Genomic DNA, 24,491 nt, shown 5'->3' on the forward strand with positions numbered 1-24,491 from the left:
ATACGCTTTTAGACTATTTATAAATACTAATTTTAGCGATAATAAAACGCTTAACTAATCAAATAAGAGCAGAGGGTATGCAAGCGTTAGGAATGGAGTTAAAACGCCTTAGAGCAAATAAAAAGTGGACTCAGGCTTATGCTGCGCGTGAAATTGGAATTCAACAGTCGTACCTTTCAAAGCTTGAAAATGGACAGTTTATCCCCTCAACTGAGGTAATTGAAAAGCTTAAACTTTGCTATGGCGAAGGCTGTATTGATAAATGCCTACCTATAAGTTCAGCGATAGATAAGCCCTCAAACATCACTTTAATTATGAGCTTGGCTTTATTTATGTGTGGGCTGATAGCGTGGTTGTGTGCAACATATGAAATTTTTTATCCACAAACCTACTTTACCTATCAAGCAAAGCTAGGTGACTTTTTAGCATTTAACGTCACTCAGCAATACCAAGGCGAACGCTTTATTGAGGGGGATGTGACCTATCAAATTGTAGGAGAAAGGCAAGTCAGTCGAATCGAGAACCGCTTCCTAGTGGTAGGCTCTGCCGTGTGCATATTAATATCTATTGTTGCAGCTTTACTCTCGCAAAGGCATAGGTTTGGTAAATTATAGAGCTGTTATTTAGTTGTTCTTGGCAATTACTCCAGTATTACTCTACCTTAAACATCTATACAGTCGTGTATCAGAAATTTGTATCTGTCGCTATAAATGCCTAATAACTTAACACGATTGGTATTATTTTCGATTAGAATTAGGACTATAACGTATTCGTGGCGTGCTTTTTTCTCAAGTGTTCTAGACTCAACCTAAGCTACGGCGCTTCACTTCACTGCGAACAGCTAACGACTGAAAACTTCAAACTTACAGCTTTTTTTAAACGCAAACAAAAAGCCCCGGCTAATGCCAGGGCTTTTTTTACAAAACTTACTTAATTTAAAAATTAAGCTTGTTTTGGACTAGAAACAACGTCTACTAAAGTCCAAGATTTATTCTTAGAAATTGGTGCGCATTCACGGATAGTAACTACGTCACCCGCTTTTGCTGTGTTGTTTTCGTCATGTACGTGTAGCTTAGTAGTACGTTTGATGAATTTCCCATAGATTGGGTGCTTCACGTAACGTGCGATAGCAACAGTGAAAGATTTTTCCATCTTGTCGCTTACTACACGGCCTTGAAGAGTACGAATTTTATCGCTCATTATTGACCTGCCTTCTGGTTAATAATTGTTTTTACACGCGCGATATCGCGACGTACTGTTCTTAGCGTGTGTGTCTGAGCTAACTGACCAGTGCTTGCTTGCATGCGCAGGTTAAACTGCTCACGAAGAAGTCCTAGAAGTTCAGCATTTAGCTCTTCTACGCTTTTGTCTTTTAGTTCGCTTGCTTTCATCACATTACCGTCCGAGTTACGAAAGTTGTTTTGAATGGCAGTTTACGAGCTGCAAGGTCAAACGCTTCACGAGCAAGCTCTTCAGAAACACCTTCCATTTCGTAAAGTACTTTACCAGGCTGAATTTCAGCAACCCAATATTCAACAGAACCTTTACCTTTACCCATACGAACTTCAAGAGGCTTTTCTGTGATCGGCTTGTCAGGGAAGACACGGATCCAGATTTTACCTTGACGTTTCACGTGACGCGTCATAGCACGACGAGCTGCTTCGATTTGACGAGCAGTCATGCGGCCACGACCAGTAGCTTTCAAACCGAAAGTACCGAAGCTTACTTTGTTACCGTTTTGCGCTAAACCGCGGTTGCGGCCTTTGTGCATTTTACGGAATTTTGTACGTTTTGGCTGTAACATTACTCGCTACCTCTACTTAGCACTTTTCTTGGCTTTCTTTGGTGCGCGTTTAGCTGGCTTCTCTTGCTCTTGTACTAGTGGTAAACCACCAATAACTTCGCCTTTGAAGATCCAAACTTTAACACCAATGATACCATAAGTGGTTAAGGCTTCAGAAGTTGCGTAGTCGATATCAGCACGAAGAGTATGTAGAGGTACACGACCTTCACGATACCATTCTGAACGTGCGATTTCTGCGCCGCCAAGACGACCGCTAACTTCAACTTTGATCCCTTTAGAACCGATGCGCATTGCATTTTGTACCGAACGCTTCATAGCGCGACGGAACATAACACGACGCTCTAGCTGAGAGGCAATGCCGTCTGCTACTAGTTGTGCATCTAACTCTGGTTTACGTACTTCAGAAATATTAATCTGAGCAGGTACACCTGCGATCTTAGTTACCGCTTGACGTAGCTTTTCAACGTCTTCGCCTTTTTTACCGATAACAACACCCGGACGAGCCGTGTGAATTGTTACGCGGATCGATTTTGCTGGACGCTCAATAACGATTTTAGACACAGAAGCCGCTTTTAATTCCTTTGTAAGGAAAGTACGTACTTTGTGATCGCCAAAAAGCTGATCAGAGAAATCTTTAGAACTCGCGTACCAGGTAGAAACCCAAGGTTTAGATATACCTAGGCGAATACCAGTAGGATGAACTTTTTGTCCCATTACTTATACTCCTAGCTATCTGAAACCACAACAGTGATGTGGCTTGTACGCTTAAGGATGCGGTCTGCGCGTCCTTTAGCACGTGGCATAATACGTTTCATTGTAGGACCATCGTCCACAAAAATCGTAGTTACACGAAGCTCATCAATGTCAGCACCTTCGTTATGCTCTGCGTTAGCAATAGCAGACTCAAGTACTTTTTTAACTAATACAGCCGCTTTTTTCGGGCTGTACGCCAGGATTTCTAGAGCGCGATCGACAGGTAGTCCGCGGATCTGATCTGCAACTAGACGAGCTTTTTGCGCCGAACCAGAGGCGAATTTATGTTTAGCTAATGCTTGCATTTATCATTCCCCTCTTAGCGTTTCTTCGCTTTCTTATCCGCGGCATGGCCACGGTAAGTGCGAGTTGGTGCAAATTCACCTAGTTTGTGACCGATCATTTCGTCAGAAACGAAAACTGGTACATGCTGGCGACCATTATGGACAGCAATGGTCAATCCGATCATGTTAGGTATGATCATTGAACGACGGCTCCAAGTTTTAATTGGCTTCTTTTCACCGCTTTCCAAAGCTTTCTCTACCTTCTTCAGCAAGTGTAGGTCTATAAAAGGACCCTTCTTGAGAGAGCGTGGCATGGCTATTCCTCAATATTACTTAGTACGACGACGTACTATAAATTTATCCGTACGCTTGTTCTTACGCGTCTTAGCACCTTTAGTAGGCTTACCCCATGGAGACACAGGATGACGACCACCAGATGTACGACCTTCACCACCACCGTGTGGGTGATCAACCGGGTTCATGGCAACACCACGAACTGTCGGACGAATACCACGCCAGCGATTTGCACCTGCTTTACCAAGTGAACGAAGCATATGCTCAGCATTGCCTACTTCACCTAGCGTTGCACGACAATCAGATTGTACTTTACGTACTTCGCCTGAACGAAGACGTAATGTTACGTATTGACCATCACGCGCAAGGATTTGAACGTATGCACCAGCAGAACGTGCGATTTGAGCACCTTTACCTGGTTTTAATTCTACGTTGTGAACAGTCGAACCTACAGGCATGTTACGCATAGGTAATGCATTACCAGGCTTGATTGGTGCATCAACACCAGACTGGATTGCATCGCCAGCTTTTAAGCCTTTAGGTGCGATAATGTAACGACGCTCACCGTCTGCATATAATACAAGAGCGATGTTTGCGCTACGGTTTGGATCATATTCCAAACGCTCAACAGTGGCTGGAATGCCATCTTTAGTACGTTTAAAATCGATTAAACGGTAATGATGCTTATGACCACCACCGATATGACGAACCGTAATACGACCATTGTTATTACGACCACCTGATTTAGAGTTTTTCTCTAATAGTGGTGCGTAAGGTTTACCCTTATGTAAATCTGGGTTAACCACTTTAACTAGGTGACGACGACCCGCAGAAGTTGGTTTACACTTTTGAAGTGCCATAATTCTAACTCCCCTTATTACTCGGCGCCGCCGACAAAGTCTAGCTCGCTACCTTCTTTAAGAGTAACGTAAGCTTTCTTCCAGTCGCTACGACGACCGAAACGCATGCCAGTACGTTTTGTTTTACCCTTAACGTTAAGTGTGCGAACACCCGTTACTTCTACTTCAAAAAGCTTCTCAACTGCTGCTTTAATTTCAGCTTTAGTTGCGTCATTTGTTACTTTAAAAACAATAGTATTGTTTTCTTCAGCAGCAATTGTGCTTTTTTCAGAGATATGTGGAGCAAGGATCACTTTTAAAAGACGTTCTTCACGGATCATGCTAGCGCCTCCTCAAGTTGCTTAACAGCAGCAGCTGTAATAAGTACCTTGTCGAAAGCAATTAAGCTTACAGGATCGATACCAGCTACATCACGCGTGTCAACCTTGTACAGGTTACGTGCCGATAAGAAAAGATTTTCATCTACTTCTTCAGTCACGATAAGAACATCTTTAAGCTCAAGTTCTTTAAGCTTAGAAACTAGTTCTTTAGTCTTTGGTGCTTCAAGACCAAAGCTTTCAACAACGATTAAACGCTCTTGACGAACTAATTCAGATAAGATGCTTTTGATCGCACCGCGGTACATTTTACGGTTTACTTTTTGGCTGTGGTCTTGTGGTTTAGCTGCGAAGCTAACGCCACCTGAACGCCAAATTGGACTACGGATTGTACCAGCACGTGCACGGCCAGTACCTTTTTGAGCCCATGGTTTTTTACCACCACCGCTTACTTCAGAACGTGTCTTCTGAGCACGAGTACCTTGACGAGCACCTGCTGCGTATGCAACAACTACTTGGTGTACTAATGCTTCGTTAAACTCACGTCCAAAAGTAGCTTCAGAAACTTCAAGAGCGCCAGAAGCGTCTTTAATTGCTAATTCCATCACTAAATCTCCAGGACTTATGCTTTAACAGCTGGTTTAACGATAACGTCACCGCCGATAGCGCCAGGTACTGCACCTTTAACTAAAAGCAAGTTACGCTCAGCGTCAACGCGAACTAGTTCTAAGTTTTGAGTCGTTACACGCTCAGCACCCATATGACCGGCCATTTTCTTACCTTTAAACACCTTACCAGGTGATTGGTTTTGACCGATTGAACCAGGAGCACGGTGAGATAGAGAGTTACCGTGAGTAGCGTCTTGCATGCTGAAATTCCAGCGCTTAACACCACCTTGGAAACCTTTACCTTTAGAAGTACCGGTTACGTCAACTTTGTTGATTTCGTTGAATAATTCAACAGTAAGCTCAGCGCCTACTTCAAAATCGCCTTCACCACCATTTAGGCGGAATTCCCACAGACCGCGACCCGCTTCAACACCAGCTTTAGCGAAATGACCCGCTGCTGCTTTGTTTACACGGCTTGCTTTTTTAGTGCCTGCGGTTACTTGAAGCGCGTTATAACCGTCTGTTGCGTCAGATTTGATCTGAGCAATGCGGTTAGGAGTCGCTTCGATAACTGTCACAGGGATAGATACACCATCTTCAGTGAAGATACGTGTCATACCCACTTTACGACCGACTAGACCTAATGCCATTTTCCTATAACCTCTCTAATCTTTCGATTAACCCAGGCTGATTTGAACATCAACACCAGCAGCAAGATCTAAACGCATTAATGCGTCAACAGTCTTGTCAGTTGGTTCTACGATGTCGATCAGACGTTTATGGGTGCGGATCTCGTACTGATCACGCGCATCTTTGTTTACGTGCGGTGAAGTTAGTACAGTAAAACGTTCAAAGCGTGTAGGTAGTGGGATTGGACCACGTACTTGTGCGCCTGTGCGTTTCGCAGTTTCCACGATTTCCGCCGTTGATTGGTCAATCAAACGGTGGTCAAAAGCTTTTAGGCGAATACGAATGCGTTGATTTGACATTCTTAAACCTCAATATAAAGAGCATTTAAAGAGCATAAAAAAACGACCGAAACAATCTTAATAATTAAGATGCCGGTTGTTGATTTATATCTACGATGAGTTCCAAATCGGAACTCCTGTTTATTAGCTTGAAATCCAAGCTTAATTTATCCCTTCAAGTTCCAGAGGAATCTTGAAAGCCTGCGTATTATAGTGATATTGGTGATAAATGCAACAACTAATTGCAAATTAATTACGGGTGTAAGGCTGCCCAAATAACCGCCACTGGTTATTTATAGCTATAATTGAACTGCTCAGCGCCAAATTAGTCTTATGTTTATAATTTAACCGATTACGCAAATTACAGGATTCTATAGATATTATGGTATCCTATGCGCTAATTTTGCTTTTAATACTCTCAATATGGTGAGTCGATGCGTTTATTAAATTATTGTTTGAATTTTCTTACTAGCTGCGTAAGCCGTGTTTTGGTAAAAAGTAAGGTCCTTCCCCAAAGCCCTATAGAGCAATATGACCTTAATCCTGAACACCCTACTTTTTATATAGTACGTTTAAATTCGCGTTTCGATTTAGCTGCGCTTACTAATGTATGTAAAAAGCATGGTTTGCCTAACCCATGCGAATATCAAACGTTAGGAAACCAAGAGCTAGCCCGCTTTATTGGTATTAAAAATCCGCCACCTTTATTTGGCGATACCGCTAAACCGACCGCCGCTTTATCACAGGGTAAGCAAATAGTTGAGCATTTATTAAATAGCGGGCAAAAGAATGTACAAGTGGTGCCGGTAACTATTTTATGGGGGCGCGACCCAGGTAAAGAAAAGCCAGGTATTCGTACCTTAATTACCCACTCTCTTACGCCTAGTTGGTTTAGAAAATTCTTTGTTGTGCTGTTTTCTGGGCGCGATAACTTTATTCGCTTTAGCCAGCCACTCGATTTATCACTTATCGTGAACGAAAAAGCCGACGTAAATGAGCTACCACAAAAACTATTGCGTGTTGCTCGGGTGCACTTTAAACGCCAAAAACTGGCCGCTACGGGCCCTAAAATGCCCTCTCGCGAGCAATTATTTAACTCGCTTTTGGCTTCGCCGACAATAAAAAAAGCGATTCAAGATGAAGCCAAGTCAAAAGGAATAAGCCAAACAGAAGCCCGTCAAAACGCGTTAAAACTACTAGATGAAATTGCTGCTAATTACTCTGAGGCAATGATACGTGTAGGCGACAGAATTTTAACATGGCTGTGGACTAAGCTTTATAACGGTATAGATATAAAATACACCGAGCAAATTCATGAGCTAACAAATAAGGGTCACGAGATAATCTATATGCCGTGTCATCGCAGCCACATGGATTACTTGTTACTTACCTATGCTATATACCATCAAGGTTTGGTGCCGCCGCATATTGCCGCGGGCATTAATCTAAACTTTTTCCCTGCAGGTGGTATTTTTCGCCGCTCAGGGGCGTTTTTTATACGCCGCTCGTTTGCCGGTAATAAACTTTACTCAGCCGTATTTAAAGAGTATTTAAGCCAGCTATTTATTAAAGGTTACTCAGTTAAGTTTTACACTGAAGGCGGGCGCAGCCGCACTGGCCGATTACTACCGCCAAAAACCGGTATGCTCGCCATGACATTGCAAGCAATGCTACGTGGCATAGACCGCCCGGTTTCTATTGTGCCGGTATACATTGGCTATGAGCATGTAATGGAAATCAATACCTACTTAAAAGAGCTTGCCGGTAAAGATAAAAAAGGCGAGTCCATTTTTGGTATTTTTAAAGCCATTAAAAACCTTAAAAATTACGGCCGTGGTTACTTAAACTTTGGCGACCCTATTTCTATAAACCAATACTTAAACGACAACCAACCTGATTGGCGCGATGCAATACACCCTACCGATGTGCAAAAGCCGCAATGGCTAGGCCCTCAAGTAGCCGCATTGGCCGACCAAGTAATGGTAAAAATTAATAATGCCGCAGCACTTAACGCTGTGAATTTACTGGCTATGATTTTGCTAGTTAACGACAAACACGCGTTAAGTAAGCCTAAGCTATTAGCGCAACTAGATTTTTACTTACGCCTACAACGCGATGCAAGCTATAGCGATAAAGTCACCGCCCCCGATGAAACACCAGAGCAGCTATTAACGCACGCCATTAAGCTTAATAAGTTTGATGTTATTAGCGATGAATTTGGCGAAATTATTGCAATTAACGATAAAGAAAAAACCCTGTTTAACTATTATCGTAATAATATTTTGCACTTATTTGCTGTGCCAAGCCTTATTGCTTTGCACTTATTTAAGCAACACAGTAGTACGGTTGAGCAATGCCAAAAGCTTGTTTCGGCTTTTTACCCTCTGTTTGCAAAAGAATGGTATTTACAGCCGCTAGATGAAAACTACATAAGCCGTATTTTGGCTAACTTTAGCGATCAAAACTTAATTGAGCTTGATGGCGATACCATTCATGTTACTAACACGAATGATTCATTAGCAAAGCTTGAAATGCTAGGTAGGTCGCTTAGCTTTACGTTGCAACGTTATGCCATTGTTGTGGGCTTTATTCAAACCAGTAACGGAATTGAAAAAGCCGAACTAGAGCGTGAAAGCCAAGTACTGGCAAACCGTTTAGGCACCTTACACGGCATTAAAACCCCGGAGTTTTTTGATAAAAAAGTACTGGTAAGCTTTATTGATAATTTACGCGGTGAGCTGCTAATTACTGAAGGTGAAAATGGTATTCACGGTAGTACACAACTGTGTGAAATATACATGTACTTAAAAACCTTATTACCTGCGCGTATATGGCAATCGGTTAGCGACATAGTGCAAGATCAATGTAATTAGCGAGTTGCTGTAATTTAAGCTCTAATTAAACACCATTAAAAAAGCCTCAACATTTAACATGTTGAGGCTTTTTTGTACGTTTAGTTATTGAACAACAATGCTACATAAAGACGCTTACCTCTTGGCAAAACCTTTAGCGAAAGCACTGCTAATTTGCGCTTAACGGCCAGTCTATTGCCAGTAAGTCTAATAAAATTAACGCTGGCGCATCACCCCTTCTTGAATCGTTGATGCGACTAAATTACCTTGGCGGTCAAAAAACTGGCCTCTTACCAAGCCTCGCCCAGAACTAGCACTTGGGCTGTCTATGGTATATAAAATCCAATCGTCCATTCTAAATGGGCGGTGGAACCACATAGCATGGTCAATCGTTGCCACTTGCATATTTGGCTGCATAAACGATACGCCATGAGGCTGTAATGCCGTAGGTAAAAACTCAAAGTCAGAGGCATACGCTAATAAGTAATTATGAATGCGTTGATCGTCGGGCATATCGCCATTGGCTTTAATCCAAATGTGCTTTACGGGCTCAATAACCTCTGGCTTAAATGGGTTATGAAAAGTAACCGGACGCATTTCAATGGGCATTTCGCGTATAAACTTATTACGGATCACCTCGGGTATGTGGTGGGCGTTTTCTTGATAAAACTCAAGCGACGAGCGAAGCTCCTCTGGTGGCGGTACATTAGGCATGGTTGCTTGATGCGATAAGCCTTCTTCTTCACCCTGAAACGACGCAGTCATATAAAAAATAGGTTTACCGTATTGAATAGCGCTTACTCGGCGGGTACTAAAGCTTTTACCATCGCGGATGGTTTCTACGTCGTAAACAATCGGTTTTGCGGCGTCGCCGGGGCGTAAAAAGTAAGAGTGTAATGAATGAACAACACGTCCTTTTGGTAGCGTTTCTTTTGCAGCAGACAATGCCTGTCCCATTACTTGGCCACCAAATACCGCTCTAAACCCTAAATCTTGGCTTTGCCCACGATATAAACCTTGTTCAATTTCTTCAAGTGACAATAACGATAATAAATCATCTAATACTTGGCTCATTTGCTGTTCTCTCAATCCCCAGATAAGCTAATGATACTATACAATGCAGCTATGTAAATCTAACTAAATGAGTAACGCTATGAATTATTGGTTATTTAAAACTGAGCCCGATGCTTTTTCGATTGATGATTTAAAAACAGCGCCGCAACAAACCACCCTGTGGGAAGGCGTGCGTAATTATCAGGCACGTAACTTTATGCGTGACGATATAAAATTAAGTGACTTAGTATTTATTTACCACTCTAGCTGCAAACAAGTAGGCGTTGTGGGTATAGCCACTGTTACTAAAGAAGCCTACCCCGACCCAACCCAGTTTGATTTAAATAGTGACTATTACGATGCGAAAGCCACTAGTGATAAACCGCGCTGGTTTGTAGTTGATGTAACCTATAAAAGCCATTTAAACAAACGCGTAAGCTTAAAAGAGATTAAAGCTAACGAGGCAATTACCGAATTAGCCCTTAAAAAAGCAGGCCGTCTTTCGGTAATGCCAGTCACACAAAACGACTGGGAGCAAATAATAGCCATGAGCAATTAAGCTCAGTAAGCAAATATCAAGCTGTAATAGTAGCTAATCATTAACGGGCTAAAGCTTGGCTATGTTTGACCTCATTTGGCCGTGTTTGATACGATCCCCCGCGAGTTATAATTGGGGGATTAATGAAACTACTGTATTGGTTAGATGAATGGTTAACGCTTTGCCGTGATGAACAACAAACTAAGCTGCCTATGTGTGGCGGCGACCTACTCGGCGATGTGTATGTAAAATACGACTTTGTTGATTTAAATAAGCCCCTGCTTTTTACTTTTTCCCCCGCGGGCACCAACGTCCAAGAACACGACCTAACCGATGACTTTGCCCCTTGGGGCTATCACTTAGCGCAAAAACAAAATGTAAATGTTATTTCGTTCCAACATTTAGGCAAAAGCAATTGGTTTAGAAGCCGTAATTTAATCTTCTTTTTGGAGCAGCTATCAAGCTTACTTACACCGTTTAAGTGCCGCTTAGGCTATGGCCTTAGTCGCGGTGGTTTTGCTGTTGGCGCGTTTGCAAAATTACTTAAATTAGATCAGGTTTTATTTTTTCATCCTGTTAGCACCAAAAACACCGAAACAGTTCCGTGGGATACCCGCTCCAGCACAGAGCTTGCGCAGCAATTTGATTGGCAAAGTGAGTATAACGACCTCGATTTAGGCCATGCTAAGGGGTATATAATTTATGACCCCACCAATAAAATAGACCGCCTACATGCTAAGCGGTACCCACAACTGACTCATTTAAGAGTGTTTGGCATGGGCCACGGTACCCACGCAAGTTACCTCACCAAATTTGGCTTTTACAAACAAGTGGCTGTTGACTTTATACGCCACCAGCAAATTGATATAGCGCAGTTTCGTTTGCAAACCAAAACCTTGCGCTTAAAAGAAGAGTATTATCAAAGCCTAAATAAGGCAAATGCGAGTTCGCCTCACCGCTTGGCATTATTAAGTACAGCACATCAAATTTTAGCAGATGAAAAAGAAGTGCATGTGCAAGAACATCAGGCCAAAATAGATATTCAGCCGTTAATAGATGTCGCACTTAAACATCAAGATGAACACCCAAATGATGCTATTCAGTTATTAGAAGTTGCCCAACAAATAGTGCCAGATGATCCGCTGGTTGAGCACAAACTCAAGCAGCTAGAATAGACCTATGACGGTTTATTCTTCTTTCTTTTTTTGTGACCATGCTTGGGCACAATCGTAAAATACATAAAAAGCCCCAGCCACGAAAAAATAATTACGCCTAATAACCAGCCGTTTTTTTCGTGGCCTTGGGTGCGCTTACTATTAACCACTATCACCACGGGTAATATATAAGCGCTTAAAATAATTATTAAAAATACTACTTCATTCATTATTTAACCTAAGCCTTGGTTATTTGGCCAAGCTTTGCCAATCTACTTCATTTGTTAGCACACGTTCAAGGGCAATGTAGTGCAGGATATCGCCGGCATTTACCTTGTAATCAAGTGGCGGATTTAAATCCATATTTTGTGCACTTAAGTTATGCGCCACCCCTAACAAAATAGCATTATAGTCATGCTTAAAATGATGAAATAAAGTACCAAACTCCATCTCTTCGCATTCACTTGGAATAGCTAGGCTAAACTGCGTGTCGCCGTGCAATGTAGATAATAGCTCTTCTTGTACTCGACTCGAGCCTGGGTCTTGCATTGAGCGTACTAAAATCTCAGCCGACTTAGCGCTACTACACTCCACATTCTGGCAATGCTCAAGCAACATATCGACCTTGGTTTCATCTAAAAAGTGCGCACTAATATGGCACTCATCTTTAACTAAACGGCTAATACGCAGTGCCGTTGTAAATGTTTGGTCGTCATCTTGCCCATCAATAATAACTTTGTCGGCACGGCTAATAGCTACGCGCTCAAGTTCTTCTAAATCGGTAAAACTTGTTAGGCGGGCAAAGTCGACATTTTCATTAGTTAAAAATGGGTGATCCATTTGCTCGGTCACCGCCAACAAAATACGGCGGTCGGTACGTTTGGTATCGGCAAGGATATAATCAATCATTTTTTTTGTTCGGGTATCGTGCCAACCAAAAATAATAATGTGGTTGTTACTGTGAGCAAAGTTTTTATCACCAGTCATAGCGCGCCTAATTAAGTAAGTCACTGTTTGCCCTGTTTTTCCTAACAGAACGCCAAATAAAGCTAATCCAAACGGAATTTGTATTAAAGCCACAACCCAACGCCCCAGCTCGCTGGTTGGGCTAAAATCGCCGTAACCCACTGTTGAGGTAGTTACTGTGTAGTAGTAAAAAAAGGTCGTAAACGAGGTAAGCGCTTGCTCATTTGCAACAAACAGCAGCCCCCAAGTCACTAACATATGAGCAAGTATTGCAAGCACCACGGCTTGCCAGCTCAGCTGATCGATATGAGCACGAACAAGTAGCGCTAGCCTCTTAAATATTACCGGCATGATACAAAATCTTTGTTAGTAAATTATCTATAAACAGTACGTTACTGTAAGCCATGCTTTTAAGCAACGTTTAAGCCTTTAAGTAAGGCCAGTTACCCTTTTAGGATTAAATTTTGTTCAACCTATAAGATACTCAGGCCCTAAAATATAAGACTAAATGCGGGTTTGCTAATGTGCTAAGAGCATGATTAATTATAATAAGACTAAAAAACACACAGACACATTATGCTTAATAAAATTGCCACACCGTTTACCAAATTAGTAGAGCGCTACTTACCCGATCCCTTTATATTTGTAATATTGCTAAGTATTATTACCTTACTAGGCGCTAGCCTATTTACCCCCTCAACCAGTATTGAAGTTATTAACGCATGGGGGAGTGGTTTTTGGAACCTGCTTAGCTTTGCCATGCAAATGCTGTTGGTGCTGATTACAGGTTACATGCTAGCAAGCACGCCCATTATCAATTCGTTATTAAACAAACTGGCTGCGCTTGCTAATTCAGCGCCAAAAGCGATTATTTTAGTCACGCTTATTTCGCTATTAGCCAGCTGGCTTAATTGGGGGTTTGGCTTAGTTATTGGGGCTTTATTTGCCAAAGCAATTGCAAGGCAAACACAGGTTGATTACCGCCTATTAGTTGCCAGTGCTTATTCTGGCTTTGTGGTGTGGCATGGCGGCTTAGCAGGCTCAATTCCGCTTACGATTGCTACCGAAGGGCACTTTTCACAAAATAGCATTGGCATAATTAGTACCGAGCAAACCCTGTTTGCTGGTTTTAACATAGCAATATTAATTGGCTTATTTATTATTATGCCGTTGGTTAACCGCTACATGCTACCCAGTGATAAAAACAGCGTGTATGTAGACCCAGCACTTATTAAAGAGCCCCCGCCCGTACATGAAAAAATTACTCGCCCAGCTCAGCATTTAGAACACACAAAGCTGCTTGGCATTTCGATTGGTTTACTTGGCCTTTGCTATTTGGCGTATTACTTTATAGTTGCAGGCGGTAGCCTAAACCTAAACAGTATTATTGCTGTGTTTTTGTTTTTAGCCATTACTTTGCACCAAACACCGCATAACTTGCTTAATAGCTTGCAACAAGCAATTCCCAGCGGCGCGGGTATTGTCATTCAATTTCCGTTTTACGCAGGTATTATGGCTGTGATGGTCGACAGCGGTTTAGCGCAGCAAATATCGCGTGGTTTTATAGCTGTTTCTGATGCCGATAGCCTGCCATTTTTTAGCTTTATAAGTGCAGGGCTTGTTAATATGTTTGTACCTTCTGGTGGCGGCCAATGGGCAGTACAAGCACCTATTGTTATACCCGCAGCGCAAGAGCTGGGCGCCGATATATCACGTGTTGCTATGGCTGTTGCCTGGGGCGATGCGTGGACCAATTTAATTCAACCCTTTTGGGCTTTACCGGTATTAGCCATTGCAGGGTTAAAAGCAAAAGACATTATGGGATTTTGTGTTGTGCAGTTATTTGTAACGGGGGTATTTATATCGCTAGTGCTGAGCTTTTACTAACCCTTAATAACGCGCAGTATTTAGGTATACTGCGCGTATAGCGATTAGCTTGATAAAATCGTCATCGGCAGGCTCAATATTGGGTTTTCTGAATCTGCAAAGTGCATCATTACTGCCACATGGCCTGCAACTACAATAGCGTACATAGCGGCTGAAAAACCTTGGCCGTATTTATCAAGCGGCAATAAATGCGAGTAATGTCGGCCGCGCCATTCAAATACGATTTCCAGTGCGCCCACAAACAAAAAGAATACCAGTAACATTAAACCAAATGTATAACTAAGCCATAAGCCAAATAACACGCCCAATAAGCACACACTTAAACCGACCCAAGATCGCATTGAAAAACTGATACTTTTTAACACATGTCCGCCATCAAGCGGTAAAATAGGCAAAAGGTTAAACAAATTCAATAAGGCACTGAGTACTGCAACGCCGGCAAATATGTCCATTTCGGTGGCGTAATATAAAACCACACCCAGCACAGAGGTAAACAAACCAAACGCTGGCCCCATGAGGGATATAACTACATCTTGCCAGCGCGTTGTTATTTTATCGTCACTTACAGCCAATCCACCTACAAAGGGGATAAGGTAAATCCCTTTGGTTTTTATGCCAAAGTATTTCATGGCTCTAACGTGTCCGTACTCATGTACCACTAAACAGGCAATTAGCATTAGTGCAAATTCAATACTAAATAGCCATGCATAGCCGGCAACCGATGCACTCGCTAAAGCCACCTTAATTACTTTTGCACTTTTAAATAATTTAAAGCCCAATGCCGCTAGCCCTAAAAAGCCTTTTTTGGGCTGGCTATTTACCGGCGCAGGTAAAGCTAGTTCAGTAGCAAACACACCATCAACAAATAACGATAAAGACTGCTCATGAACATGTGAGCTATCAATCCCTATTTGCTTATTATCTAAAGTAAATTCGGCGTAATGCTCTTTGGGTGTTGTAAAGCTTATGGCCTGTTGATTATGAAATATTTGTACTATTTTATGCCCAGATACCATTAGCATTAATGGTTGCTCTGCAAGCATGAGATCGATTTTTATCATGACTAAAACCAGTTAAAACAATGGCGCTAGTATACCGATGAATTTAAAAAACACGAATTGCCTTAAACCATAAGCGCAAAAGCACTTAGAAGATAAAAAATAATATAAAACTAAGCTGACAAAAGGCTGATCAGGCGCTATTTTTACAGTACTAATATATTAAGCAGTTACAAGGATAGAGCATGTCGATTTCGGTACCCAATATTTTAGTTGTGGATGACTCAAAGGCGATTTTAATTGTTATGGAGGCCATTTTAAATGAGCTAGGAGTCTCGAATAAAGTTACAAAATGCCTGAGTGCTCAGCAAGCGCTAACTCACGTAACCGACGATATAAACTTTTACGACATTGTATTTACGGACTTAAACATGCCTGAAATGGATGGTATGGAGTTTATAAGAAAACTAGGCGAGCTTAATTTTACAGGCGCAGTAGTTATAATTTCGGAAATGGATCATAAAGTTATTAACCTAGCTGCCAATTTAGCGCGCCATAGCAATATTCATTTAGTCGCAAATTTAGCTAAACCCGTGCAACTTAGCCAAGTAAAAACCGTTTTACAAAAAGCAAAGCACTTAGCAGTACATAACGACCTTTCTCATGCCTCTATTTCAGAAAAAGCATTGCATGAGGCAATCAATTTAAACGAGATAATCCCTTACTATCAGCCAAAAATAAATTCTCAAACCAGCGAAATAGAAAGTATTGAGGTGCTAGCGCGTATCGTTAAAACGCACACTGGCGAAATTATCTCGCCCAATCGGTTTATTTCGTTATCGGAGCAATCGGGGTTAATTAATCAAATTACCTTTAGCTTATTTGAGCAAGCCACCAGCGACTTAAAAGCTATACGTACAAACATTGCTGCGCATCTAAAACTGGCTTTTAACCTATCTCCCACGCAACTAGATGATTTAAGCTGCCCCAACAAGCTGATGCTTATACTGCAGCTCAATGAGCTATCACCTAGTGATATAATTTTAGAGATTACCGAGCAACATGCGCTGTCTAGCCTTTCTCAGCTAGAAACCTTAAACAGATTAAGAATGCATGGCTTTGGCATATCATTGGATGACTTTGGGGTTGGTTTTACCAACATGAACCAGATTAAGCGCCTGCCTTTTACTGAAATAAAAATTGACCGTACACTTATTAGTAATATTGAAACAGATCAGTTTTCGCAAGTGGTGGTCAGCTCACTGGTTGATATTGCCAGCCAAGAGCAATTAGCTCTTGTGGCCGAAGGCGTAGAGCGCGCCGAAGAATCGCTCTACTTAAAAAACTACCGCACTAATTTAGCCATGCAAGGGTTTTTGTTTACCTGCCCTAAAGCCAAAGACGATTTTATAGAGTGGGCACTAAACTGGGTAAATACGACGGGGGGCACAATTAAACGCTAACCTTCGACCCCGTCGTAATTATTTATTATCTCGGGGCGTGTCGTCATCTTCACTAACTATGTGCTCGCTGCTTGCTAAACGCTGGCGCCAGCGCTGCTTGGCGACCATGCGCATATTGGTCGATTGGTCGCGCTCATCAACAATTTCAAGCCCCATAAGGGCTTCTATCATATCCTCTAGGGTTACAATGCCTTGAACATCACCGTATTCATCAACAATTAAACATATGTGAGTACGCTGTTTAAGCAAGGTTTGTAGTAGCGATGACACATTATGCCCTTCGGGTACCGTATGAATAGGCTTAACTAATTTGCTAATTTTATAATCGGTACCTAAGCGGTGATAAGCCAACATAATATCGTTTTTATGCACAAAGCCAATTATGTCATCGGCGTCTTTATCAAACACTAACACGCGCGAAAATGATGACGAGCCGTGCTCGCTCATGTACTGATCGACCGTTAACCCTTTATGTACTTTATACAGTACAGTACGCGGCGTCATTAAGTCGGTTAATTTCGCATGCCTAAAATGTAAAAGGTTGCGGATTATTTCTGACTCATCGGCATGGATTGCCCCAGTTTCGGTGCCTATATCTGCCATGGCTTCTATTTCTTGGCGAATATAAAAAGCCTCATCGTGCTTGGCCCCCATTAAATTAGTAAGCTTTTGAGCAAGCCACACAAATGGTTTTAGCGATATCACTAAAAAGCGTAAAGAATAGGTCACGCTAGGGGTTAAGGCACGCCAATAATTGGCCCCTAAGGTTTTTGGAATAATCTCTGAAAGTACCAATACTAAGAGTGTCATTATGGCAGAGGCAATTCCTACTGCCGCATCTGAAAAAACCACAGCGGCTTGTGCACCCACACCTGCAGCACCGGCGGTATGGGCAACTGTGTTAAGCGTTAGTATTGCAGCAAGCGGTTGATCTACATTATTTTTTAGTTTTTCGAGCTGCTTTGCAAGTTCAGGCTGTTTTTTGCGTAATAGCGCCACATAGCTGGGCGAAATACTTAACAGTACAGCTTCCATTACAGAGCATAAAAAAGAAATAACAATGGCAGCAACCATGTACACAATCAGTAAAGTCACTTTTTCTCCGATGAGTTGAACATATGGGCATGGTAACAATACATGCTATATTTGGCCAAATAACTATCAATAATAGGCACAAATATGAGAATTAGCTCACCTTGGACCACAAAAAATAAATTACTAAAACAAGCAGCTACCTTTTTTGCTCTTGGCAGCTTGAGCTTAACAGCAATAGCAGCCCCGCTTGATAAATCAAATATCGAGTTTATTGGCCCTTTAGGCGAAAACATGCAAGTTAAGCCATTTCAAACACCACACGGCCAAGTCATTATTAATAACTTATTAGAGCAGTTGCAACGTAATACGCAAAGTGTGTCTGTATTTGGTAAAAAGCATAGCTGGCAGCCGTTTAATAAAGTAAACGCACTTACTTTAGGTGGCCTACAAGCGCTTAAGTTCAATATTGAAACAACCCGCTATAGCCAAGGCACATTAACTATAAAAGGGATAGAGAACGCTCAGTTGTTTATTGATGCCAAACTTCAAAAAGGCGATAACCACACATACTCTTTATCGTTAACTAATGGCTCTCATAGTGTGATTGTAGTGGCGCAACAAGTGGCTAACTGGAACAACGTTTCTCTCGATTTTGAACCCAAAGCCGACACTGACAACATTACAATTAACACCTCTACAACTAAGCGACTTTCGGCCGAGCAACTTTTTGATGCACCCACCATTAGTGGACTTTCTTTAGCGCCCGATGCTAAGCAATACGTTACCAGCACGCGCAGCTATTCAAATAAAACAGCTAACCAAGCAAACGTGGTAACTGAGCTTAAAAATAGCCAAAATCAAACCTTGTATCGTTTTGAAGGCCAGCAACCAAGCAATATGGTATGGAGCCCCAATAATCAATTTTTAGTTTATATGCTAGGGAGTGAGCTAAAACAGCTAAACCGTAAAAACCTCAGCATTAAAACATTGGCCAGAGAGCTTGAAGGCGCAAGTAACTTTAATTTTTATAATAATAACAGCCTTATTTTTAGCTGGTCTAAAACCCCCGAAGACAACAACAGCTTAACTAAGCACTACAAAGGTCTTCAAGATAGATGGTCATACGCACGCAACGTAAGTCAGCTCTATATGTTAGACACCAACAGCGGCTTAACCAAAGCGCTTAGCCAAGGCCCTATTTCGCATAGCTTTGAAGATGCAAACACTAATCGTGGCAAAGTATTAATGAGCCGCCAAGTTATGGTTATGCAAGCCACCACCCACCCAGAAACTGAACTGGTGGAACTTGACTTACAATCGAATAAAATAACGTCTATTGGTAAATTTAAAACTTTTAGCCATGCAAAGTACGCCAACAAAGATGTATACGTTGTTGCTGGCCCAGATTTTAAAAATGGCGCAGGCCGTACCCTTCCAAAAGGGATGTTAGCTAATAATTACGACGGCCAATTGTACTTACTTAGCGATAACGGTAAAAACGTAAAAGCGCTTAGTAAGCAGTTTGACCCCGCTATAGGTGAATTACATGTGCTTGATAATGGCGATGCGCTTATAAAAGTAACAGAGCAAGATACCCAACCTTTGTATTTATATGACTTAAGCAAACAGCGCTTTAAAAAACTTAATACGGGTTTAGATATCGTTGAGCAATTTAGCTACTCGCACGAGAGAAACCCGCAAGTGCTACTAAGCGGTACCACAGCATCCACCCCTCAGCAGCTTAAACGCTTAAATATAAGTAAAAATAAAACAGACCTAATCTGGGACTCTAAGCCGCTTGCCTACGCTAATACACAAATACCGACTCTGGAAGAGTTTAACTTTACAAACAAAGACGGCGTAGAAATTACAGGGCGTGTGTACTTACCTACTAACCTAGATAAAACTAAAAAACACCCTGCACTTGTCTATTACTACGGTGGCACCTCACCGGTTACCCGTGGTTTTACAGGGCGCTACCCATTTAACTTATGGGCAGCAAATGGCTATGTTGTTTATGTATTACAGCCAACAGGGGCAACTGGTTTTGGGCAAACATTTTCTGCTCAGCACGTTAACGCCTGGGGCGATTATACCGCTAGCGATATAATGCAAGGTACACAGGCCTTTTTAAAAAAGTACGATTTTGTTGATAGCAAAAAAGTGGGTAATTTAGGCGCCTCATACGGAGGCTTCATGACCATGCTACTTGCCACCAAAACAGACATGTTTAGTGCATCTATTGCGCATGCGGGTATATCAAACTTAACCTCGTATTGGGGCGAAGGTTGGTGGGGGTATTTATACTCAGGCGAAGCATCAAAAAATAGCTTTCCGTGGAATAACGCTTCACTTTATAGCGATCACAGCCCTGTATTTCATGCCGATAAAGTAACGACCCCTTTACTACTGTTACACGGCGATAGCGATACCAATGTACCTGTTGGCGAAAGCTTAACCATGTATACCGCCTTAAAGCTTTTAAATAAAGACGTAGAGCTTATTGAATATAAAGGCGCCGACCATCAAATTTTTGCTCGTGATAAACGCTTTGATTGGTGGAACACCATGCTTGCTTATTTTGATAAACAACTAAAAGGTGAACCACAGTGGTGGGACGCAATGTATTCAGATAAGTAACACAGCGCTCAGCACATTTTTAGCTAAATGTGCTGAGCTTACTCACATAAACAGCAACCTTAGGTAAGCCGCCTTTTATATCTGAAACATAAAGTTACCGAAAAGTTACACCGCCCCCTTCTCAGCATTTAACGATTGGTGCTACCATACAGAGCTATAAATATACAAAAATAAGTCCTATGGCAATTAACGTTTTATTGGTTGAAGACGACGAGCTACTCGTTAAGCGCATCCAAAATCACTTTACAGACACCGAATTTTCGATAGAAATAGACCCCACAGGTGCCGATGCCCTAAACATAGTTAGGCAACGCGTAAACCTGCGCAGTGCTATTTCTCTTGCCATTATTGATATTGTATTACCCAAGCGTGATGGGTTGCAGCTTGCCAAAGAGCTCAACACTTTGACCGATATTGGCGTGATTGTTTTATCTAGCCGCGACTCTCAAGCCGATCGTATTGCAGGGCTTGCACAAGGTGCTGATGACTATATTTGTAAGCCTGTTGATTTATTAGAACTTGAGCTGCGCATGCGCGCACTTTATAAACGTATTGCAATTAATCAAGACGATGATGAAAGCGAAGAGTTTATAGAATACGCCGACTTTAAGCTCCACCCCGATAACCGCACATTAATTACCTCATCAGGTATTGAATCGCGCTTAACCGAAGCCGAGCACAAAGTGCTAATTTGTTTAATTAGCAACGCAGGCAAAGCAACCTCGCGAGAAAAAATATCAGAAGAAATAGGCCAACCAGATTGGAGCCCAAATGACCGTACTGTGGATGTTTTAATTGGCCGTTTGCGTAAAAAACTATACGATGAAAAAGACCAAAAACGCATTGTAACCGTACGCGGCAAAGGTTATATGCTCTCAATTTAGCGCATTAAAATTTTAAACGCAGAAAAACGCAGCAAGCACCGAGCTTAGCACCTTAAAATAATTAAACATTATTGCGGTTCGGTGTCATTTCCAGCAACGTTTAGTTTATTTAGTTAACTGCGCTAGTAGCCGCTCAAAAGCACGATAATTTAGCGCCTCTTTTAGCTCTTCTAAACTAATATGCTCTGCACCTTTTAAATCACTAATAGTACGCGCCACTTTAATAACCCTATGGTAAGAGCGCGGCGATAACGACAGCTTTTCGCTAGCGCGTGCTAAAAACTGCAACTCAGCAGGGGCTAAAGTGCAATGTATATTCATTTCTTTATTATTTAATCGTGCATTAACCTTACCTTGGCGCTTTAGCTGTGCACTGTAGGCCGCTTCTACTCGGGCTCTTACTTGGGCGCTGGTTTCTTCAGGCTCGGTACTTTGTAGTTCAACACTTGTTAGTCGCGGTAGCTCTATTTGTAAATCGATACGATCGATAAACGGGCCTGATACGCGCGATAAATAGCGCATCACTTGGTCAGGTGTTGCTCGCTTATCATTATGACACCCGGTAGGGCTTGGGTTTAGTGCGGCTATAAGCTGAAACTGCGCCGGAAACTCCATTTGCCTTGCTGCCCGCGAAATAACCACCGAGCCGGTTTCCATGGGTTCACGCAGCGAATCAAGTACCTTACGTTCAAATTCCGGAAGCTCGTCCAAAAATAGCACCCCGTTATGCGCAAGTGAAATTTCACCCGGTTTAGGGTTTGAAGAGCCACCAACTAAAGCGACTGCCGAGCAAGTGTGGTGTGGGTTTCGAAAAGGCCGTTGGCGCCAATTATTTAAATCAATTGATTGGCCAATAATAGAATACAGTGCAGCCGTTGATATTGCCTCATCGTCAGACATGGTTGGCATTATCGTCGCCATACGCTGCGCTAGCATAGATTTACCCGTACCAGGTGGACCTAAAAAAAGTAGGTTATGGCCTCCAGCGGCGGCTATTTCTAGCACTCGCTTAGCACCGGGTTGGCCTTTAACATCACTTAAATCGAGTAAAAAGTCGGGAGACTGGGCGCAGTCTGGGTATTCAATATTTAAAGGTAGCGGCTGCTGATTTAATAAATCCCCCCATACTTCTTGTAATGAGTTAACCGCTTTACGCTTAACGCCGTTCACCAAGCTTGCGAGGCTATCATTGGTAAAAGGTAAAAAGCAGCAACGGTTTTGCTCTTTTGCAGCAAGTACAGAAGGCAAAATGGCATTAACTCCCCGCACTTCACCATTAAGGGCAAGCTCACCGTAAAATTCATATTTATGTATATCTGGACACACTACCTGCCCCGAGGCCACTAAAATACCTACGGCAATGGCTAAGTCAAAACGCCCGCCATCTTTTGGTAAATCGGCAGGGGCTAAATTTACGGTAATGCGTTGATCAGGGAAACCAAATTGAGAGTTTTCTAGGGCGCTACGCACCCTGTCTTTTGATTCTTTAACTGAGGCCTCTGGCAGCCCAACAATATTAAATGCCGGTAAACCATTACCTAGGTGTACTTCTACAATAACCTCGGGGGCGTTTATACCCACTTGGGCACGAGAGTAAATGCGAGCTAGCGACATTCCTTATCCTAATTAATGGTTTAATTAATTAGTTTAGTCAGAATATTTAAAAACGTGTACTGTGATTTGCCATTTAATAGCCGCAATACGAAGCAATAAGGTGGTTAGCATTGCCATTACCATGGCAAGTTCGGTCGCGAACGAAAAATGAATTCCCAGCGTATAAACTACACCGCCAGCTATACAGGTAATAGCGTATAACTCGCCTTTTAGCAGCATAGGAATTTCGCGAGCAAGCACATCACGGAGCATGCCCCCAAAGCAACCGGTAATTACACCCATAATAATCGCGGTCATATTTGGCATGCCGGCTAGTAAGGCTTTTTGGGTGCCCATTACCGCAAAAAATGCTAAACCAAATGCATCGGCAATTTGTAATGTGTAGTGCGGAATCGACTTTTGCTTGTTAATAAGCCGCGTGGTAATAAATACCGCGGCTAAAATAGCATAAAAAAAACTTTGATCGTGTAACCAAAATACCGGAACATCTAATATGAGGTCGCGAACTGTACCGCCCCCAATCGCTGTTACCGCTGCTAATACTACAACACCAAAACCATCCATTTTCTTTTCGTGTGCGACCAAAGTACCTGTAACAGCAAACACAGCAATGCCGATTAAATCAAACCAGTGATAAAGTTCAGTCATGTGTAACAACCCAAAATTATTTGTGCCGTTTTAACATAAACTATACAAAGTTTTAAGTAATAACATATTTTTAGAGAAGTTTATAATATTTATAGATATTACTTGGGGTATAAATCTAAGAGTGCTTTATAGGAAAAGAAATATAAATTTTAGGCATAAAAAAACACGCCTTAAGCGTGTCGTTTCATTTTATGTATTTCAGTGGTTGCGGGAGCCAGAGCTTATGAAAGGTGAACCGACGACCTTTGCTGGCTTATACAGAGCTGAAACCGACGAGCTATCCATTTCACTTAATTTTAGGCATAAAAAAACACGCTTTAAGCGTGTCGTTTCATTTTATGTATTTCAGTGGTTGCGGGAGCCAGAGCTTATGAAAGGTGAACCGACGACCTTTGCTGTCTTATGGAGAGCTGAAACCGACGAGCTATCCATTTCACTTAATTTTAGGCATAAAAAAACACGCTTTAAGCGTGTCGTTTCATTTTATGTATTTCAGTGGTTGCGGAAGCCAGAGCTTATGAAAGGTGAACCAAAGACCTTTGCTGGCTAATGGAGAGCTGAGACCGACGAGCTATCCATTTCACTGAATTTTAGGCATAAAAAAACACGCTTTAAGCGTGTCGATTTAATATAACTTATTATTTCAGTGGTTGCGGGAGCCAGAGCTTATGAAAGGTGAACCGACGACCTTTGCTGGCTTATAGAGAGCTGAGCCCGACGAGCTATTCATTTCACTGAATTTCAGGCATAAAAAAACACGCTTTAAGCGTGTCGTTTCATTTTATGTATTTCAGTGGTTGCGGGAGCCGGATTTGAACCGACGACCTTCGGGTTATGAGCCCGACGAGCTACCAGGCTGCTCCATCCCGCG

27 protein-coding genes and 1 tRNA gene are annotated in these 24,491 nt (G+C 42.1%); 9 read left to right on the forward strand and 19 right to left on the reverse strand.

Annotated elements, in window-relative coordinates; genetic code table 11:
- The first annotated feature begins 77 nt into the window (after positions 1 to 77).
- Positions 78 to 614 carry a helix-turn-helix domain-containing protein gene (locus tag OIZ54_RS16525; RefSeq protein WP_264390854.1) on the forward strand — a complete coding sequence of 179 codons (537 nt, stop codon included), beginning with the start codon at positions 78 to 80 and terminating at the stop codon, positions 612 to 614.
- Positions 615 to 942: 328 nt separating this feature from the next.
- Here OIZ54_RS16525 and rpsQ read toward each other — a convergent pair whose 3' ends face one another.
- From rpsQ to rpsJ, 11 genes are read right to left on the reverse strand one after another with little or no spacing between them, the layout of a single operon-like run.
- Complete coding sequence (rpsQ, locus tag OIZ54_RS16530) at positions 943 to 1,200, reverse strand: 30S ribosomal protein S17 (protein WP_004588693.1); 258 nt, start codon at positions 1,198 to 1,200, stop codon at positions 943 to 945.
- Positions 1,200 to 1,391, reverse strand: coding sequence for a 50S ribosomal protein L29 (rpmC, locus tag OIZ54_RS16535; RefSeq protein ID WP_004588692.1), 192 nt, complete (start codon positions 1,389 to 1,391; stop codon positions 1,200 to 1,202). Before rpmC ends, rpsQ begins: the two co-directional genes overlap by 1 nt.
- Positions 1,391 to 1,804, reverse strand: a complete 414-nt coding sequence (gene rplP / locus OIZ54_RS16540; protein ID WP_002957890.1) for a 50S ribosomal protein L16 — start codon at positions 1,802 to 1,804, stop codon at positions 1,391 to 1,393. The genes rpmC and rplP overlap by 1 nt, the downstream gene beginning before the upstream one ends.
- Positions 1,805 to 1,816: 12 nt before the next feature.
- Positions 1,817 to 2,518, reverse strand: coding sequence for a 30S ribosomal protein S3 (gene rpsC / locus OIZ54_RS16545; protein ID WP_004588691.1), 702 nt, complete (start codon positions 2,516 to 2,518; stop codon positions 1,817 to 1,819).
- Between the two features lie 11 nt (positions 2,519 to 2,529).
- A complete protein-coding gene (gene rplV, locus OIZ54_RS16550) occupies positions 2,530 to 2,862 on the reverse strand; it encodes a 50S ribosomal protein L22 (RefSeq protein ID WP_004588690.1) in 333 nt (110 codons plus the stop codon).
- A gap of 14 nt (positions 2,863 to 2,876) precedes the next feature.
- Positions 2,877 to 3,155 carry a 30S ribosomal protein S19 gene (gene rpsS / locus OIZ54_RS16555; protein WP_004588689.1) on the reverse strand — a complete coding sequence of 93 codons (279 nt, stop codon included), beginning with the start codon at positions 3,153 to 3,155 and terminating at the stop codon, positions 2,877 to 2,879.
- A 15-nt stretch (positions 3,156 to 3,170) separates the two neighbouring features.
- Positions 3,171 to 3,995, reverse strand: a complete 825-nt coding sequence (rplB, locus tag OIZ54_RS16560; protein ID WP_004588688.1) for a 50S ribosomal protein L2 — start codon at positions 3,993 to 3,995, stop codon at positions 3,171 to 3,173.
- A 17-nt stretch (positions 3,996 to 4,012) separates the two neighbouring features.
- Positions 4,013 to 4,315, reverse strand: coding sequence for a 50S ribosomal protein L23 (gene rplW / locus OIZ54_RS16565; protein WP_004588687.1), 303 nt, complete (start codon positions 4,313 to 4,315; stop codon positions 4,013 to 4,015).
- Positions 4,312 to 4,917 (reverse strand): 50S ribosomal protein L4, encoded by a 606-nt coding sequence (gene rplD, locus OIZ54_RS16570; protein ID WP_004588686.1) that lies wholly within the window; start codon positions 4,915 to 4,917, stop codon positions 4,312 to 4,314. The genes rplW and rplD overlap by 4 nt, the downstream gene beginning before the upstream one ends.
- A 17-nt stretch (positions 4,918 to 4,934) precedes the next feature.
- Complete coding sequence (gene rplC, locus OIZ54_RS16575; protein ID WP_004588685.1) at positions 4,935 to 5,570, reverse strand: 50S ribosomal protein L3; 636 nt, start codon at positions 5,568 to 5,570, stop codon at positions 4,935 to 4,937.
- Positions 5,571 to 5,597: 27 nt separating this feature from the next.
- A complete protein-coding gene (rpsJ, locus tag OIZ54_RS16580; RefSeq protein ID WP_002957900.1) occupies positions 5,598 to 5,909 on the reverse strand; it encodes a 30S ribosomal protein S10 in 312 nt (103 codons plus the stop codon).
- A gap of 413 nt (positions 5,910 to 6,322) precedes the next feature.
- Here rpsJ and plsB point away from each other — a divergent pair, with 413 nt between their 5' ends.
- Positions 6,323 to 8,761: a glycerol-3-phosphate 1-O-acyltransferase PlsB gene (plsB, locus tag OIZ54_RS16585; protein WP_029773518.1), complete on the forward strand. Its 2,439-nt coding sequence runs from the start codon at positions 6,323 to 6,325 to the stop codon at positions 8,759 to 8,761.
- Between the two features lie 195 nt (positions 8,762 to 8,956).
- Here the strand turns inward: plsB and tesB are convergent, their stop codons facing one another.
- Positions 8,957 to 9,814, reverse strand: coding sequence for an acyl-CoA thioesterase II (tesB, locus tag OIZ54_RS16590; RefSeq protein ID WP_004588683.1), 858 nt, complete (start codon positions 9,812 to 9,814; stop codon positions 8,957 to 8,959).
- Between the two features lie 79 nt (positions 9,815 to 9,893).
- Here tesB and OIZ54_RS16595 point away from each other — a divergent pair, with 79 nt between their 5' ends.
- Both OIZ54_RS16595 and OIZ54_RS16600 read left to right on the forward strand, forming a co-directional pair.
- Positions 9,894 to 10,352: an EVE domain-containing protein gene (locus tag OIZ54_RS16595; RefSeq protein WP_264390855.1), complete on the forward strand. Its 459-nt coding sequence runs from the start codon at positions 9,894 to 9,896 to the stop codon at positions 10,350 to 10,352.
- A gap of 122 nt (positions 10,353 to 10,474) precedes the next feature.
- On the forward strand, positions 10,475 to 11,506 hold the full coding sequence (locus OIZ54_RS16600) for a hypothetical protein (protein WP_004588681.1): 1,032 nt from the start codon (positions 10,475 to 10,477) through the stop codon (positions 11,504 to 11,506).
- A gap of 2 nt (positions 11,507 to 11,508) precedes the next feature.
- On the opposite strand, the gene OIZ54_RS16605 is transcribed toward OIZ54_RS16600, so the two are convergent.
- Both OIZ54_RS16605 and OIZ54_RS16610 read right to left on the reverse strand, forming a co-directional pair.
- Positions 11,509 to 11,715, reverse strand: a complete 207-nt coding sequence (locus tag OIZ54_RS16605; RefSeq protein ID WP_004588680.1) for a PLDc N-terminal domain-containing protein — start codon at positions 11,713 to 11,715, stop codon at positions 11,509 to 11,511.
- Positions 11,716 to 11,734: 19 nt separating this feature from the next.
- The gene (locus OIZ54_RS16610) at positions 11,735 to 12,802 is read right to left on the reverse strand and encodes a potassium channel family protein (RefSeq protein ID WP_264390856.1); all 1,068 of its coding nucleotides are present in this window, start codon (positions 12,800 to 12,802) and stop codon (positions 11,735 to 11,737) included.
- A gap of 225 nt (positions 12,803 to 13,027) precedes the next feature.
- Between OIZ54_RS16610 and OIZ54_RS16615 the strand changes: the two genes are divergently transcribed.
- Positions 13,028 to 14,338, forward strand: a complete 1,311-nt coding sequence (locus OIZ54_RS16615) for a short-chain fatty acid transporter (protein WP_264390857.1) — start codon at positions 13,028 to 13,030, stop codon at positions 14,336 to 14,338.
- A gap of 44 nt (positions 14,339 to 14,382) precedes the next feature.
- On the opposite strand, the gene OIZ54_RS16620 is transcribed toward OIZ54_RS16615, so the two are convergent.
- Complete coding sequence (locus OIZ54_RS16620) at positions 14,383 to 15,399, reverse strand: metalloprotease (RefSeq protein WP_264390858.1); 1,017 nt, start codon at positions 15,397 to 15,399, stop codon at positions 14,383 to 14,385.
- Between the two features lie 182 nt (positions 15,400 to 15,581).
- On the opposite strand from OIZ54_RS16620, the gene OIZ54_RS16625 reads away from it, so the two are divergent.
- Positions 15,582 to 16,799, forward strand: coding sequence for an EAL domain-containing protein (locus OIZ54_RS16625; protein ID WP_004588676.1), 1,218 nt, complete (start codon positions 15,582 to 15,584; stop codon positions 16,797 to 16,799).
- Positions 16,800 to 16,817: 18 nt separating this feature from the next.
- Here the strand turns inward: OIZ54_RS16625 and OIZ54_RS16630 are convergent, their stop codons facing one another.
- A complete protein-coding gene (locus tag OIZ54_RS16630; protein ID WP_004588675.1) occupies positions 16,818 to 17,894 on the reverse strand; it encodes a CNNM domain-containing protein in 1,077 nt (358 codons plus the stop codon).
- 84 nt (positions 17,895 to 17,978) lie between these two features.
- Between OIZ54_RS16630 and OIZ54_RS16635 the strand changes: the two genes are divergently transcribed.
- Positions 17,979 to 20,474 carry an alpha/beta hydrolase family protein gene (locus OIZ54_RS16635; protein WP_264390859.1) on the forward strand — a complete coding sequence of 832 codons (2,496 nt, stop codon included), beginning with the start codon at positions 17,979 to 17,981 and terminating at the stop codon, positions 20,472 to 20,474.
- A gap of 179 nt (positions 20,475 to 20,653) precedes the next feature.
- Positions 20,654 to 21,358, forward strand: coding sequence for a response regulator transcription factor (locus OIZ54_RS16640; protein ID WP_004588673.1), 705 nt, complete (start codon positions 20,654 to 20,656; stop codon positions 21,356 to 21,358).
- A 105-nt stretch (positions 21,359 to 21,463) separates the two neighbouring features.
- Here OIZ54_RS16640 and OIZ54_RS16645 read toward each other — a convergent pair whose 3' ends face one another.
- Both OIZ54_RS16645 and OIZ54_RS16650 read right to left on the reverse strand, forming a co-directional pair.
- Entirely contained in the window at positions 21,464 to 22,972 is a 1,509-nt protein-coding gene (locus OIZ54_RS16645; RefSeq protein ID WP_004588672.1) for a YifB family Mg chelatase-like AAA ATPase, read from the reverse strand.
- A gap of 33 nt (positions 22,973 to 23,005) precedes the next feature.
- Entirely contained in the window at positions 23,006 to 23,620 is a 615-nt protein-coding gene (locus tag OIZ54_RS16650) for a trimeric intracellular cation channel family protein (protein WP_024031973.1), read from the reverse strand.
- A gap of 223 nt (positions 23,621 to 23,843) precedes the next feature.
- Here OIZ54_RS16650 and OIZ54_RS16655 point away from each other — a divergent pair, with 223 nt between their 5' ends.
- On the forward strand, positions 23,844 to 24,170 hold the full coding sequence (locus OIZ54_RS16655) for a hypothetical protein (protein ID WP_264390860.1): 327 nt from the start codon (positions 23,844 to 23,846) through the stop codon (positions 24,168 to 24,170).
- 244 nt (positions 24,171 to 24,414) lie between these two features.
- Here OIZ54_RS16655 and OIZ54_RS16660 read toward each other — a convergent pair.
- Positions 24,415 to 24,491, reverse strand: a tRNA-Met gene (locus tag OIZ54_RS16660).

It is taken from the genome of Pseudoalteromonas sp. A3 (assembly GCF_025942345.1).
GTDB lineage: Bacteria > Pseudomonadota > Gammaproteobacteria > Enterobacterales > Alteromonadaceae > Pseudoalteromonas > Pseudoalteromonas atlantica.